The 12,914-nt window shown below is 71.6% G+C and carries 15 protein-coding genes; 10 read left to right on the forward strand and 5 right to left on the reverse strand.

Going from position 1 to position 12,914, the window contains the following annotated elements; translation table 11 throughout:
- Positions 1–37: 37 nt before the first annotated feature.
- Positions 38–493, forward strand: a complete 456-nt coding sequence (locus ACIBSW_RS26045) for a hypothetical protein (RefSeq protein ID WP_354718074.1) — start codon at positions 38–40, stop codon at positions 491–493.
- A gap of 70 nt (positions 494–563) precedes the next feature.
- Positions 564–1,139 carry an RNA 2',3'-cyclic phosphodiesterase gene (gene thpR, locus ACIBSW_RS26050; RefSeq protein WP_354718073.1) on the forward strand — a complete coding sequence of 192 codons (576 nt, stop codon included), beginning with the start codon at positions 564–566 and terminating at the stop codon, positions 1,137–1,139.
- Here thpR and sepH read toward each other — a convergent pair whose 3' ends face one another.
- Positions 1,140–2,219 (reverse strand): septation protein SepH, encoded by a 1,080-nt coding sequence (gene sepH, locus ACIBSW_RS26055; RefSeq protein ID WP_354718072.1) that lies wholly within the window; start codon positions 2,217–2,219, stop codon positions 1,140–1,142.
- Between the two features lie 201 nt (positions 2,220–2,420).
- Here sepH and ACIBSW_RS26060 point away from each other — a divergent pair, with 201 nt between their 5' ends.
- Positions 2,421–2,876 (forward strand): GNAT family N-acetyltransferase, encoded by a 456-nt coding sequence (locus ACIBSW_RS26060; protein ID WP_354718070.1) that lies wholly within the window; start codon positions 2,421–2,423, stop codon positions 2,874–2,876.
- On the opposite strand, the gene ACIBSW_RS26065 is transcribed toward ACIBSW_RS26060, so the two are convergent.
- The 3 genes from ACIBSW_RS26065 to ACIBSW_RS26075 all read right to left on the reverse strand — a co-directional run bounded on the left by ACIBSW_RS26065 (position 2,873) and on the right by ACIBSW_RS26075 (position 6,452).
- Entirely contained in the window at positions 2,873–4,132 is a 1,260-nt protein-coding gene (locus ACIBSW_RS26065; RefSeq protein ID WP_354718068.1) for a histidinol-phosphate transaminase, read from the reverse strand. The genes ACIBSW_RS26060 and ACIBSW_RS26065 overlap by 4 nt on opposite strands.
- A gap of 61 nt (positions 4,133–4,193) precedes the next feature.
- Positions 4,194–5,315, reverse strand: a complete 1,122-nt coding sequence (gene serC, locus ACIBSW_RS26070) for a phosphoserine transaminase (RefSeq protein WP_354718066.1) — start codon at positions 5,313–5,315, stop codon at positions 4,194–4,196.
- Positions 5,316–5,345: 30 nt separating this feature from the next.
- Positions 5,346–6,452 carry a citrate synthase 2 gene (locus ACIBSW_RS26075; RefSeq protein WP_354718064.1) on the reverse strand — a complete coding sequence of 369 codons (1,107 nt, stop codon included), beginning with the start codon at positions 6,450–6,452 and terminating at the stop codon, positions 5,346–5,348.
- A 206-nt stretch (positions 6,453–6,658) separates the two neighbouring features.
- Between ACIBSW_RS26075 and pdxH the strand changes: the two genes are divergently transcribed.
- From pdxH to ACIBSW_RS26110, 7 genes are all read left to right on the forward strand, one after another.
- A complete protein-coding gene (gene pdxH / locus ACIBSW_RS26080) occupies positions 6,659–7,285 on the forward strand; it encodes a pyridoxamine 5'-phosphate oxidase (RefSeq protein ID WP_404799480.1) in 627 nt (208 codons plus the stop codon).
- On the forward strand, positions 7,282–8,604 hold the full coding sequence (locus tag ACIBSW_RS26085) for an MFS transporter (RefSeq protein ID WP_354718060.1): 1,323 nt from the start codon (positions 7,282–7,284) through the stop codon (positions 8,602–8,604). Before pdxH ends, ACIBSW_RS26085 begins: the two co-directional genes overlap by 4 nt.
- A gap of 66 nt (positions 8,605–8,670) precedes the next feature.
- Positions 8,671–9,600: an aldose 1-epimerase family protein gene (locus ACIBSW_RS26090; RefSeq protein ID WP_354718059.1), complete on the forward strand. Its 930-nt coding sequence runs from the start codon at positions 8,671–8,673 to the stop codon at positions 9,598–9,600.
- A 2-nt stretch (positions 9,601–9,602) separates the two neighbouring features.
- Positions 9,603–10,238, forward strand: a complete 636-nt coding sequence (locus tag ACIBSW_RS26095; protein WP_354718057.1) for a nitroreductase family protein — start codon at positions 9,603–9,605, stop codon at positions 10,236–10,238.
- A 94-nt stretch (positions 10,239–10,332) separates the two neighbouring features.
- Positions 10,333–10,626 carry a type II toxin-antitoxin system VapB family antitoxin gene (locus ACIBSW_RS26100; RefSeq protein WP_184997962.1) on the forward strand — a complete coding sequence of 98 codons (294 nt, stop codon included), beginning with the start codon at positions 10,333–10,335 and terminating at the stop codon, positions 10,624–10,626.
- Positions 10,627–10,643: 17 nt separating this feature from the next.
- Positions 10,644–11,816: an acyl-CoA dehydrogenase family protein gene (locus tag ACIBSW_RS26105; RefSeq protein WP_354718055.1), complete on the forward strand. Its 1,173-nt coding sequence runs from the start codon at positions 10,644–10,646 to the stop codon at positions 11,814–11,816.
- Positions 11,817–11,878: 62 nt separating this feature from the next.
- Positions 11,879–12,613 carry a DUF4230 domain-containing protein gene (locus tag ACIBSW_RS26110; RefSeq protein WP_354718053.1) on the forward strand — a complete coding sequence of 245 codons (735 nt, stop codon included), beginning with the start codon at positions 11,879–11,881 and terminating at the stop codon, positions 12,611–12,613.
- A 51-nt stretch (positions 12,614–12,664) separates the two neighbouring features.
- Here ACIBSW_RS26110 and ACIBSW_RS26115 read toward each other — a convergent pair whose 3' ends face one another.
- A complete protein-coding gene (locus tag ACIBSW_RS26115; RefSeq protein ID WP_203709662.1) occupies positions 12,665–12,847 on the reverse strand; it encodes a PspC domain-containing protein in 183 nt (60 codons plus the stop codon).
- Positions 12,848–12,914: the final 67 nt, after the last annotated feature.

Genomic DNA, 12,914 nt, shown 5'->3' on the forward strand with positions numbered 1-12,914 from the left:
CTCTCCGATCACCGGGGCGAGGCCTTAGCGTCAAGTGGTGGCAATTACCCACATAGTCGCGCTGGTTGCGGCACTGCTGGCGCTGCTGTGTCTGCCCTGCGCCGTGGCGATCGTCGTCTGTGCCGACGAACTGGTCGCCCGCCGCACCTGGACCCGGTACGGCCGGCAGGAGGTCCGTGCCCTGCGCAGCCTCGAGCGTGAGCTGGCCGCCGTCGACCCGCGGGACCGGCCGCGCGACCGCGAGCAGAGCATCGACGAGCTGGTCGCCGAGCTGCGCCGGCTGGACCGGCAGCGGTGCAGCGCACCGACCACCGACTCCTCGGCCTGGCTGGCCGCCGTCATGCGCGCATACGACGAACGTCTCGCGCTGGCCAGCCGTTGCCTTGGCCTGGCGGAGTACCTCGACCAGCTCGAGGGGATGGATCGCGACATCGAACGAGTCCGCGTCGAGGGGCTGCTGCACGCGGCCGGCCTGCGGTTACGCGCCGGCTGACGGCCGACGCCCCGGCGAAGGACCCTCCACGGTGGATGCGAAATCTCGCGTCCACCTCTAAAGTTCCCGCGTGCGACTCTTTGTGGCGGTCTTCCCGCCGGACGATGTGCGCAGAGATCTACACCGGAGACTGACCGCGCCGGCGGGCGGTGGTCGTCGTCCGCCCGATGTGATGAACGGCTACGACGACCCGTCGCACTCGTCCGGCCTGCCGCGCCGCCACAAGGGCAGGGTGCGGCTGACCGCCATCGACAAGTGGCACGTGACCCTGGCCTTCCTCGGCGAGGTTCCCGCCGAGCGGCTTCCCGACGTCGAACGCGCCCTCGACGGGGTCACCGTGCCGCGGGGCGTCGAGCTGCGCCTGAGCGGCGGCGGTCAGTTCGGCCGGGACAGGTCGACGGTGCTGTGGGCCGCCGTCGACGGTGACCTCGGCCCGCTGCACGCCGAGGTGCACGCGAAGCTGGAGGCCGCCGGGCTGCCGCACGACGACCGTGACTTCACGCCGCATCTCACGGTCGCCTACGCGCAGGACGACGCGGTCCGCCGGGCACTCGGCGGCTATCGCGGCCCGTCCTGGACGCTGCACGAGATAGCCCTCGTCCGCAGCGATCCGAACGAGGGCTACACGCAGCTGAGGACCTGGTAGTTACGAGCTTTCGCGGGCCGCCGGTCCGCCGCCGAACAGGACGTCGTCCCAGCTCGGGAGGCGCTTGCGCGGCTTCGCCGTCTCCTCGGACTCGGAGGCGTCGCCGCCGGTGGCCTGGCCGACCGTGCGCCGCGGCCGCAGCACCGCGAGGCTCGGCACCGCCGGAACCTCCTTCGGCAGGTCGGCGTCGTCGTCGAAGGCGGAACCCGGGCCGCCGCTGAGCAGCGCGGCCGCGCCGCCGCCCACCGGCCGGCGGGGCTCGTGCGCCGCCGGCTCAAGGCCCCGGCCCGAACTCTGGCCGAGCGGGCGGTCCAGCGACGCCAGCAGCGCGTCCCGACCGGCCCGGATCGGGTCGCGGCCCGGCCGCGGCGAGTCCGCCGCGGGCAGGGACCGGCCACCCCGGCCGCCCTCGGTGATGCGCGACGGGCCCGGCAGGCCGTGGCCGCCCCGCTCGTGCGGGGTGCGCTCGGGGACCGGCTCCTGGCCGAGGATCTGCGTCGGGCGCTCGGCGCAGAGGTACTGCGCCATGTCGTCGTGCGGCGACACGACCTGGCGGCCCTTGTCGAGGTCCCACATCGCCTGGGCGGTCGCCTTGCCCGACGGCCAGGTGGCGACGATGCGCCAGGTGCCGTCCTCGCGGCGGAACGCGTCCCAGGAGATCTTTTCCGTGTCGATGCCGTGCTGGGCGAGCCGGCTGTCGACGACCTCGGACAGCGGCGCGCCCGAGTCGGAGGTCTTGAGGCGGGTGCGGCGCGCGTGCTGGGCCAGCATGGCCCGCTCCTGCAGCACCGGGCCCGCATAGCGCAGCACGCGGTCGACCGGGACGCCGGCGACGCGGGCGACGTCCTCGGCGGACTCGCCGGAGCGGATCCTCGCCTGGATGTCGCGCGGGGACAGCGACGCCATCACCTCGGCGTTGGCCACCGCGACGGCCGTGCCGATCGTGTGAGGCGTGCCGTCGGTATGCAGCGCGCCGCTGATCCGGTCGTCGATCGGGAGCGCCAGGAGCCTGCCGACCTCGTCGGCGAGCACCAGGGCCTGACCGTCCTCGGAGAGGGCCACGAAGCGTACCGGCCGCATGCGTTGCCTCCGTCCCGTCGCTGGCCTGTGCTCCCGAGAGTCAGCCACCCGGGCGCGTTTCGGAACACGGTACGCGCCTCGGTCACCCGATGGTGGTAAGCCACGCCGTCAAAGTCATTGACCTGCGAAGATGATCTTCGCGTCGGAAGTCACCGCGGTAAACGCGTTGCACGCCGGGTGCCGCCGTCCTAGAAAGGCGGCATGACCGTCGAGCTGCGCCCGATCACCGGCGAGAACTTCCAGGCCGTCATCAAGCTGGAGGTGCTGCCCGAGCAGAGCGGGTTCGTCGCGCCCAACGTGCGGAGCATCGCCGAGACCTACATCTATCCCGACGCCGAGCCGCGCGCCGTCTACGCCGACGACGAGCCGGTCGGCTTCGTGCTCTTCCACCCGGTGGACAAGGACCGGCCCGCCGAGGGCCACTGCATCGTGCGCCTGATGATCGGCCACCGGTTCCAGGGCCGAGGGCTCGGGCGCCGGGCGCTCGAGGCCGCCGTCGAGTGGATCGTCCGGGAACGTCAGGTCGGCCGGGTCCGGCTCAGCGTGGTGCCGTCGAACTCGACGGCCCGCGGCCTGTACCGGTCCGCGGGCTTCGTCGAGACGGGCGAACTGGATCACGATGAGATAGTCATGGTCCGGGAGGTTTTGGGCCCTTAGCCGTTCACGGCCCGGCGCGCGGTGTACTCGGTGGTGCGGTGGGACGGGTACTGGATCAGGTTGTCCGGCTCCTCGTCCACCGTGCTGGCCCAGCGCCGGCCGACCTCCACCGGCTCGTCGTCGTAGGCCGAGCGCGAGCGGAACTGGCGGCCGTAGTCCATCATGCCGTCGATGAGCCGGTCCACGTCGCGCGCGGGCCGCACGACGAGGCGCATGAACTGACTGGTCATGCCGAGCTTGTTGCCGCACTCGCGGGTGTAGACGCCGTGGTTGGCGACCAGGTAGTCGCGCAGGGCCACGCCGGACCACTCGGTCGGCAGCTTGACCAGGATGAAGTTGCCCTGCGACGGGAAGATGGTCAGGCCGGGGATGCGACCCAGCTCGCCGGCCATGGTGCGGCGGTCCCGGCTGAGCAGGCGCAGGCTGTCCTCGTACTCCTCGTCGTGCTCCTGGATCATGTAGACGACCTTCTCGGCGAGCGAGTTGAGGTTCCACTTCGGCAGCGCCTTGGCGATCTTGCCGGCGATCGCCGGGTTGGCCATCAGGTAGCCGAAGCGGATCCCGTGCAGGCCGAAGTTCTTGCCCAGGCTCTTGAGGACGACCGTGTTCGGCCGGATCACCGCGTCGGGGCCGACGGACGGGTACTGCTCCGCGTCGGAGAAGTCGATGAACGACTCGTCGATGACCACCAGGTCGAGGTCGCCCAGCGCGTCCATGAAGCGGATGACGTCCCGGCGGGCCAGGTAGCCGCCGTCCGGGTTGTTGACGTTGCAGACGACGGCGACCCGGGAGCCGCGGTCGCGGATGAACCGGACGTAGTCGTCCAGGTTGAGCCGGAAGCCGTCGCGCTCCTGCAGCGGGAACATGTCGACCCGCTTGCCGGTCTCCAGCGGCTGGTCGGTCCAGCGGCCGAACGTCGGGATCGGGATCGCCAGGCTCTCCTTGATCATGAGGTGGTCGATCCAGGTGATCAGCTCGGTCGACCCGTTCGCCATCGCCACGGTCTGCGGGTGCAGGCCCAGCACGCTGGCGAGCTTGTTGGTGATGCTGTGCGAGTCGCTCGGGTAGTACTTCAGGATGTTCTTGAGGTCCCGCGACAGCTCGTCGAACATCTCCGGGGTGGGGAAGTACGGGTTGCACGGGATGCAGAAGTCGACGATCTCCGCGCCGTCGGCCGAGGCTCGCGAGAGATCGAAGTAAGAGGCACTGTGTGCCCCCTTGTGCAGGATCGAGGTGTCGATACCCGTCCGCGCCATCGTGCCCTCCCGAGACCTACGACAATGCCGCCCGCTTGTACGGGCGGCGTCGCGGGATCGTTCAGAACTTATGGATGACGTAATCAATGCACTGAGTCAGCGCCTCGACGTCGGCCGGGTCGACGGTCGGGTAGAGCGCGATCCGCAGCTGGTTGCGCCCCAGCTTGCGGTAGGGCTCGGTGTCCACGATGCCGTTGGCGCGGAGCACCTTGGCGAGCGCCGCCGCGTCCACGCTCTCGGCGAAGTCGATCGTCGCCACCGCGTTGGAACGCAGTGCCGGGTCGGTCACGAAGGGTGAGGCGAACGCCGAGCGGTCCGCCCAGCCGTAGATCGCCTCGGCGCTCTCCCGGCTGCGCTTCGCCGCCCAGCCCAGGCCGCCCTGCGCGTTCATCCAGTCGACCTGCTCGGCCGCGAGGAAGACCGTCGCCAGGGCCGGGGTGTTGTAGGTCTGCTCCAGGCGGGACTGCTCGATCGCCGTGACGAGGTCCAGGAACTGCGGGATGTATCGGCCCGAGCCCTTGATCTCGTGCGCGCGCTCGATGGCGGCCGGCGACATCAGCGCGATCCACAGGCCGCCGTCGGAGCCGAACGCCTTCTGCGGGGCGAGGTAGTAGACGTCGGTCTCGGTCAGGTCGACCTCGAGGCTGCCGCCGCCCGAGGTCGCGTCGGTCAGCAGCAGCGCGCCCGGGTCGGCGCCCGCGACCCGCCGCACCGGCACCGCGACGCCGGTCGACGTCTCGTTGTGCACGCTCGCGTACGCGTCGACGCCCGGCTCGGCGGTCAGGTAGGCGGCGCCGCCGCCGGGTGCCTGGTGGACGGTCGGCTCGGCCAGGAACGGCGCGTCCCGGACCGCCTTGACGAACTTGGCCCCGAACTCGCCGAACTCGGCGAACTGCGCCTTGTCGCGGATCAGCCCGAAGGCCGCCGTCTCCCAGAACGCGCTGGTGCCACCGTTGGAGATGATCACCTCGTAGCCGTCCGGCGCCGAGAAGAACTCGGCGATGCCGGCGCGCAGTCGGGCCACCTGGTCCTTGACCGTCTTCTGCCGGTGCGAGGTGCCCAGCAGGGTCCGGGACACCCGGGCGAGCGCGTCGACGCCCTCAGGGCGGACCTTGCTCGGGCCGGAGCCGAACCTCCCGTCGACGGGCTTGAGGTCGTCGGGAATCCGGATCGGGTCAGCCACGGGGGGTCCTTCCAACGGGTGGATCAGCCGTTACAGATTATGCGGGACCGCGTCCCAGCCCTCCACTTCCTGCGGCTTGCGCGGTTCCGGTCCCACGTAGAGGGCGCTCGGGCGCACGATGCGGCCGAGCCGCTTCTGCTCCAGGATGTGCGCGCTCCAGCCCGCCACCCTGGCGCAGGTGAACATCGAGGTGAACATGTGCGCGGGCACCTCGGCGAAGTCGAGCACGACGGCGGACCAGAACTCGACGTTGGTCATCAGCACCCGGTCGGGCTTGCGCGCCTGCAGCTCGGCGAGCGCGGCCCGCTCCAGCGCCTCGGCCACCTCGAAGCGCGGCGCGCCGAGCTCCTTGGCCGTGCGCCGCAGCACGCGGGCGCGCGGGTCTTCCGCGCGGTAGACGCGGTGGCCGAAGCCCATCAGCCGCTCGCCGCGGTCGAGCACGCCCTTGACGTAGCCCTCCGCGTCGCCGCTGCGCTCGACGCCCTCGATCATGTGCAGCACCCGGGACGGCGCGCCGCCGTGCAGCGGGCCGGAGAGCGCGCCGATGCCGGAGGAGATGCAGGCCGCGGCGTCCGCGCCGGTGGAGGCGACGATGCGGGCGGTGAACGTGGACGCGTTCAGCCCGTGCTCGGCCGCCGAGATGAAGTAGGCGTCGACCGCCTTGACGTGCCGGGGGTCGGGCTCGCCGCGCCAGCGCTTCATGAACCGCTCGACGATCGTCTGCGCCTTGTCGATGTCCCGCTGCGGCACGGCCGGCAGGCCCAGCCCGCGAGCCGCCTGCGCCACGAACGACAGCGCGGTCACCGAGACCCGGGCCAGGTCGGCGCGGGTCTGCTCCTCGTCGATGTCGAGCAGCTGGCTGAGCCCCCAGTACGGCGCCAGCATGGCGACGGCCGACTGCACGTCGACGCGGATGTCGCCGGAGTGCACCGGCACCGGGAACGGCTCGGCGGGCGGCAGCCCGGGCCCGAACCGGCCGTCGACGAGCAGCGCCCAGACGTTGCCGAAGGACACGTGGCCGATCAGGTCCTCGATGTCGACGCCTCGGTAGCGCAGCGAACCGCCGGCCTTGTCCGGCTCGGCGATCTCGGTCTCGAAGGCGATGACGCCCTCGAGGCCCGGCTTGAAATCGGACACGTCACGCCTCCAGAGGACCCGGCCGGACGAAAGCCGTGGGTGTTTCATCTTGCCCGTTGGGTGACCGGCGGTCGACCCGGGGAGATGTGCTGTCTGCGACACCCATCCTCGCTGACCTGACGCGCCGCCGTCCGGGACTTTAGGTTCACTGGGTCAATCTTTGCGGAGGAGAGCGTGTGACCCCCGAATCGTCCTCGCCGGCCGGCATGCGGCGCGACTACACCGAGCGTGGCGCGCTGCTCGAGAGCGACCTGGCCGCGGACTGGACCGGCCAGTTCACCCGCTGGTTCGCCGACGCGCAGGCCGCGGGCCTGCCCGAGCCCAACGCGATGATCGTCGCGACCGCGGACGCCGACGCCCGGCCGAGCGCCCGCACGGTCCTGCTCAAGGGTTACGACGAGCGCGGCTTCGTCTTCTTCACCAACTACCGCTCGCGCAAGGGCGTCGAGGCGCTGTCGAACCCCGTCGCCAGCCTGGTCTTTCCCTGGTTCGCGATGCAACGGCAGGTGCTGGTCGCCGGCGCCGTCGTGCCGGTGGACCGGGTCGAGACCGAGGCGTACTTCGCCACCCGGCCGCGCGGCTCGCAGCTCGGCGCGTGGGCCAGCCCGCAGAGCCAGGTGCTGCCGGACCGGGCCGCGGTCGAGGCCGGGCTGGCCGCGGCGATCGAGCGCTTCGGCACCGAGGGCGAGGTGCCCGCGCCGCCGCACTGGGGCGGGCTGCGGGTGGTGCCGGAGACGGTCGAGTTCTGGCAGGGCCGCGGCAGCCGGCTGCACGACCGGCTGCGCTTTCGGCGTACGGGCGAGGGTTTCGTGGTGGAACGGCTCGCGCCGTGAGTCAGGAGCCGGTCGAGGCGGCCGCGAAGGTCGCCGAGGAGGCGGCCGACGGCCGGCGCCGGAGCTGGGTCATCGACGTCCGGCCGCTGCGCGGCGCCGCCTACCGGCGGATGTGGATCGGCAACGGCGTCGGGTTCTTCGGCTTCCAGTTCACCGCCGTCGCCGTGCCGGTGGAGATGTACGCGATCACGGACTCGTCGGCCTGGGTCGGCCTGCTCGGCGTCGCGAGCCTGGTCCCCCTGTTGATCTTCGGGTTGTGGGGTGGCGCCGCGGCCGACGTCGTCGACCGGCGCCGGCTGCTGCTGGCCAGCTCGATGCTGGCCTGGCTGTCGACCGTCGGTCTGCTGGCGCAGGCCGTCCTCGGGCTGAACAGCCCGGCGGTGCTGCTCGCGCTCACCGCCGTGCAGTCGGCGGGCTTCGCGATGAGCTCGCCGGCCCGGCAGGCGATCATCCCGCGGATCGTGCCGGGCGACCTGGTGCCGGCGGCGAACACGCTCGCGTACACCACGACGACGGCGGGCGGCGTCCTCGGGCCGCTGGCCGCGGGCCTGATCTTCGGCGCCTGGTCGACAGGGGCCGGCGTCACGGTCGCGTACGCGGTGGACGTCCTGCTCTTCACCGTCTCGTTCTGGGCGACCTACCGGCTGCCGCCGATCCCGCCCGTGCACGACGACGGCACCGCGCCGCGGCCGACGGCCGGCCTGCGCGGCATCGCCGACGGGCTGCGCTTCCTGGTCACCCAGCCGGTCCTGCTGCTGTCGTTCGCGGTGGACATCGTGGCGATGGTGCTGGCCATGCCCCGGGCGCTGTTCCCGGAGATCGCGCAGGACCGCTTCGGCGGCGGCTCGGCGGTCGGCTGGCTCTTCTCCGCGATCGCGATCGGCTCGCTGGTCGGCGGGCTGACGTCGGGCTGGATCGGCCGGGTCCGGCGCCAGGGCGCCGCCCTGGTGGTCGCGGTCGTCGGCTGGGGCATCGCGGTCGGCCTGGCCGGCCTCGCGCACTCGCTGTGGCTGATGGTGCTGCTGCTCGCGGTCGGCGGCGCCGCGGACCTGGTCAGCGCGGTGTACCGGCAGTCGATCCTGCAGACCTTCGCGCCGGACCGGATGCGCGGCCGGCTGCAGGGCGTCTTCACCGTCGTGGTGGCCGGCGGCCCCCGCCTCGGCGACCTGCGGGCCGGCGCGACCGCCGACATCGCCGGCCCGACCTTCTCGTGGGCGGGCGGTGGGTTCGCGGCCGCGGGTGTCGCGGTCGTGCTGGCCGCCGCGTTCCCCGCCCTGCTTCGATACCGTCCTCCCGTCGACGCGGAGGTCACCCGATAATGTCAGGGGGATGACCGACGGTATTCCCGAGCGCCGCGGCGCCGGGAAGCAGAGCGAGGCGGTGGCGTGATAGACGTCGTGGCGGCGAAGTCCGGTTTGCAGTGGACCATCGAGGCCGATGGGCACCGTGCGGTGATCGCGGAGGTCGGCGGCGTGCTGCGCGGCTATTCCGCCGGCGAGCGGGAGGTCGTGGACGGCTTCGGGCCGGACGAGATCTCGCCCGCCTCGGCCGGCCAGATCCTGGCGCCGTGGCCCAACCGGATCCGCGACGGGCACTACACATTCGAGGGAACGGCGCACCAGCTGGCGCTGACCGAGCCGGCTCGGAACAACGCGATCCACGGGCTGGCGAACTGGGCCCGCTGGCGGCTGGTCGACCAGGCCGACGACGCGGTGACGGTGGAGCTCGACCTGCCGCCGCAGATGGGCTACCCCTGGTCGCTGACGCTGCGTACGCGGTGGAGCGTCTCCGCGGACGGGCTGCGCTCCGATCAGGAGGCCGTCAACACCAGCGACGGCAACGCGCCGTGGGGCTTCTCCGTGCACCCGTACCTGCGGCTGCCGGGTGTCGCGGTGGAGGACATCCTGCTGCAGGTGCCCGGCCGCCTCCGGGTGCTGACCGACGCCCGGCTGCTGCCCATCGGCGCGGTCAAGGTCGCCGGCAGCGACTACGACTACACCGAGCCGCGGCGCATCGGCGAGGCCGTGCTCGACACGACGTTCGGCGACCTGACCTACGCGGCCGACGGCGGCTCCGCGGTGCGGATCGCCGCGCCGGCGGGCGGGCCGTCCGTGACGGTCTGGGGCGACGAGAACTTCCGCTGGTGGCAGATCTTCACGGGCGACACCCTGCACGGCGAGCGGTTCCGCCGGTCGGTGGCGATCGAGCCGATGACGTGCCCGCCGGACGCGTACCGTTCGGGCCGGGACCTGATCGTGCTGGAGCCGGGGCAGACCTGGCGCGCCTCCTGGGGCGTCCGGCCGGCGGTCGACTGATCATGGAGTTCGACGAGGTTCTGCGGCGGCGCCGGATGATCCGCACCTACGACCCGGACCGGCCGGTGCCGCCCGAGATCGTGGACAAGCTGATCAAGCACGCCCTGCGCGCGCCCTCGGCGGGCTTCTCGCAGGGCTGGGGCTTCCTGGTGCTGCGGGACCAGGCCGACCGGGACCTCTACTGGTCGGTGACGGCCGAGCAGGACGACTCGGCCGCCGGCTCGTGGCTGGACCGGATGCGCACCGCGCCGCTGATCATCGTGGCGCTCTCCAACAAGTCGGCATACCTGGACCGGTACGCCCAGGCGGACAAGGGCTGGACCGACCGGGACGAGAAGCGCTGGCCGGTGCCCTACTGGGACATCGACACCGGCTTCGCCGCCCTGCTCATCCACCTGACCGCGGTGAACGAGGAGCTGGGCTCGCTGTTCTTCGGGGTACCGGCCGCGCGGGTCGGTGCATTCCGGGAGGCTTTCGGCGTTCCGGAGGAATTCACTCCGGTCGGGGTCCTCACGGTCGGCTATCCCGCCGCAGATAAGAGGTCACCATCACTGCGCCGCGGGCATCGCCCGGTAGACGAGGTGGTGCATCATGGCCGATGGGCCGCGACCGAGCGGCCCCGCGCGAGTGACATCTGACGGCGGCTGCCGGCCGGCGGCTCGCTAGGCTGGCAGGCGAGTCGGCCTGCCCGGCGGGCATGACGTGCGTGAGGACCGAGGGGAGCGTGCCGTAGTGATCTTCAAGGCGGTACGAGACGGAGCACCGTACCCCGACCATCACACGACGCTCAAGAAGTGGGCGGAGATCCCTCCGCGCCCCATCCGGCTCGCCGATCTGATCACCACCAAACGCGAGCTCGCGCTGGACAAGCTGCTCGCCGAGGACTCGACGTTCTACGGCGACCTCTTCCCGCATGTGGTGGAGTGGCACGGTGGCCTCTACCTGGAGGACGGGCTGCACCGCGCGCTGCGCGCCGCGCTGCAACAGCGCAACCAGATCCACGCCCGGGTCCTGGTCATCGACTAGGAGCTAGGGTCGTTGGCATGGCCGCCGTCTCTGCCCTTGACCTGCTGGACCTCGACGACCTGCTGAGCGAGGAGGAGCGCGAGGTCCGCGCGCTGGCCCGCCGCGTCGTCGACGACCGGGTACGCCCTTACATCGCCGAGTGGTACGAGCGCGGCGAGGTACCCGTCCGCGAGCTGGCCCTCGAGTTCGGCAAGCTCGGGCTGCTCGGCATGCACCTGACCGGCTACGGCTGCGCCGGCGCGTCCGCTGTCGCGTACGGGCTGGCCTGCCTCGAGCTGGAGGCCGCCGACTCCGGCGTGCGCTCGTTGGTCTCCGTGCAGGGCTCCCTGGCGATGTACGCCATCTGGAAGTACGGCAGCGAGGAGCAGAAGCAGCGCTGGCTGCCCGGCATGGCCGCGGGCGAGCTGATCGGCTGCTTCGGGCTGACCGAGCCCGACCACGGCTCCGACCCCGGGAACATGGCGACCCGGGCCCGCCGCGACGGAGACGACTGGATCCTCAACGGCGGCAAGATGTGGATCACGAACGCCCCGGTCGCCGACGTCGCCGTGATCTGGGCCCGCGCCGAGGAGGGCGTGGTCGGCTTCGCCGTGCCGACCGCGACCGCGGGCTTCACCGCCCGCGAGGTGCGGCTCAAGCTCTCGCTGCGCGCCTCGGCGACCGGCGAGATCACCCTCGACGACGTCCGGGTGCCCGAATCGGCCCGGCTGCCCGAGGCGCGCGGCCTGCGCGCGCCGCTCTCGTGCCTGACCGAGGCCCGGTTCGGCATCGTCTGGGGCGCGCTCGGCGCGGCCCGCGACTGCCTGGACACCGCCATCGCGTACGCGACCAGCCGCGAGCAGTTCGGCCGCCCGATCGCCGGCTTCCAGCTGACCCAGGCCAAGCTCGCGGACATGGCGCTGGAGCTGCAGAAGGGCTACCTGCTGGCGGTGCACCTCGGGCGCCGGGCGGACTCGGCGGGGCTACGCCCGGAGCAGGTCAGCGTCGGCAAGCTCAACAACGTGCGCGAGGCCATCAAGATCGCCCGGGAGTGCCGGACGATCCTCGGCGCGAACGGCATCAGCGGCGAGTACCCGGTGCTCCGGCACGCCAACAACCTCGAAAGTGTGCTCACGTACGAGGGAACCTCGGAGATTCATCAGCTGGTGATTGGCCAGGGATTGACCGGGCTCAACGCCTTCGGCGGCTGACCGCGCTGCGGTTGTCGCACCCCTTCCGTACCGTGGACGGTAGAAGGAGGGGGTGAGCCCCGATGGCCAAACCGAGCGAGATCGACGAACCCACCCGGGAGTATCCCGAGGTCGAGGACCAGCCCACGCCGGAACCACAGCCCCGGACCGGCATGGGCGGATTCGCCCGCGTTCTGATCTTCACCGGCGTGGTCTTCGCGCTGATCGTGGCGATGTGCCTCGGCCTGCGCGCGGTCAACGTCCTGCCCGGCTTCGACAACCCGTTCTCCGACAAGACCACCGACCGCAGCCAGCCGGTGCTGCTGCAGTCGATGCGCGACCTGAGCCGCTACGTGGCGGCCGACGGCACCTTCCAGGTCATCGTCGACCTGCAGGAGAACAAGGAGAACATCCCGGACTTCCTGCTCAACAAGCGCACGCTCTTCGTCGGCTCCGGCACGGTCGAGGAGTATGTCGACTTCGGCGCGCTCGCCGATGGCGCGGTCAAGGTTGACAACAACGACAAGTCGGTCACGATCGAGCTGCCCCCGCCGCAGCAGGGCCAGGCCGCCCTCGACATGGAGCGCAGCTACGTCGTCGCCGAGGAGCGCGGCCTGCTCAACCGCATCGGGGACGCGTTCCGCAGCGATCCCGGCCAGCAGCAGCGGGTCTATCAGCTGGCGCAGCAGCGCATCACGGAGGCGGCCCGGGCCAGCGGGCTGGACCAGCGTGCCCGGGACAACACCACCAAGATGCTGGAGGGCCTGCTCAAGAGCCTGGGCTACACCTCGGTGACCGTCACCTTCGCCAGCCCCTGACCGCAGCGACAAGGCGCCCCGGCCCGTCAGGCCGGGGCGCCGCGCCGTGTGTCACTCGTTGGGCATCATGATCCAGAGGATCAGGTAGATCAGGAACTGCGGGCCGGGCAGCAGGCAGGACAGGACGAAGATCAGTCGCACGACGCCGGAGGACAGGCCGAACCGGCGTGCCAGGCCGGAACACACGCCGGCGATCCATCGGTCGTCGCGGGGCCGGGACAGTCGGCGGGTCACGTCAACCACTCCATTCTGTGGCGGCTGCGACCGTGCGTCGCAACCACGTTCAACGGTATGGGCGCCG

Source organism: Actinoplanes sp. NPDC049668, assembly GCF_044465445.1.
GTDB lineage: Bacteria > Actinomycetota > Actinomycetes > Mycobacteriales > Micromonosporaceae > Actinoplanes.

Coding starts and splice junctions, on each gene's coding strand:
- ACIBSW_RS26065 (WP_354718068.1), bottom strand. CDS start 4,132: ATGGCGCGGACGGGTATCGACACCTCGATCCTGCACAAGGGGGCACAC.
- ACIBSW_RS26105 (WP_354718055.1), top strand. CDS start 10,644: ATGGCCGCCGTCTCTGCCCTTGACCTGCTGGACCTCGACGACCTGCTG.
- pdxH (WP_404799480.1), top strand. CDS start 6,659: ATGCGGCGCGACTACACCGAGCGTGGCGCGCTGCTCGAGAGCGACCTG.
- ACIBSW_RS26110 (WP_354718053.1), top strand. CDS start 11,879: ATGGCCAAACCGAGCGAGATCGACGAACCCACCCGGGAGTATCCCGAG.
- sepH (WP_354718072.1), bottom strand. CDS start 2,219: ATGCGGCCGGTACGCTTCGTGGCCCTCTCCGAGGACGGTCAGGCCCTG.
- ACIBSW_RS26060 (WP_354718070.1), top strand. CDS start 2,421: ATGACCGTCGAGCTGCGCCCGATCACCGGCGAGAACTTCCAGGCCGTC.
- ACIBSW_RS26095 (WP_354718057.1), top strand. CDS start 9,603: ATGGAGTTCGACGAGGTTCTGCGGCGGCGCCGGATGATCCGCACCTAC.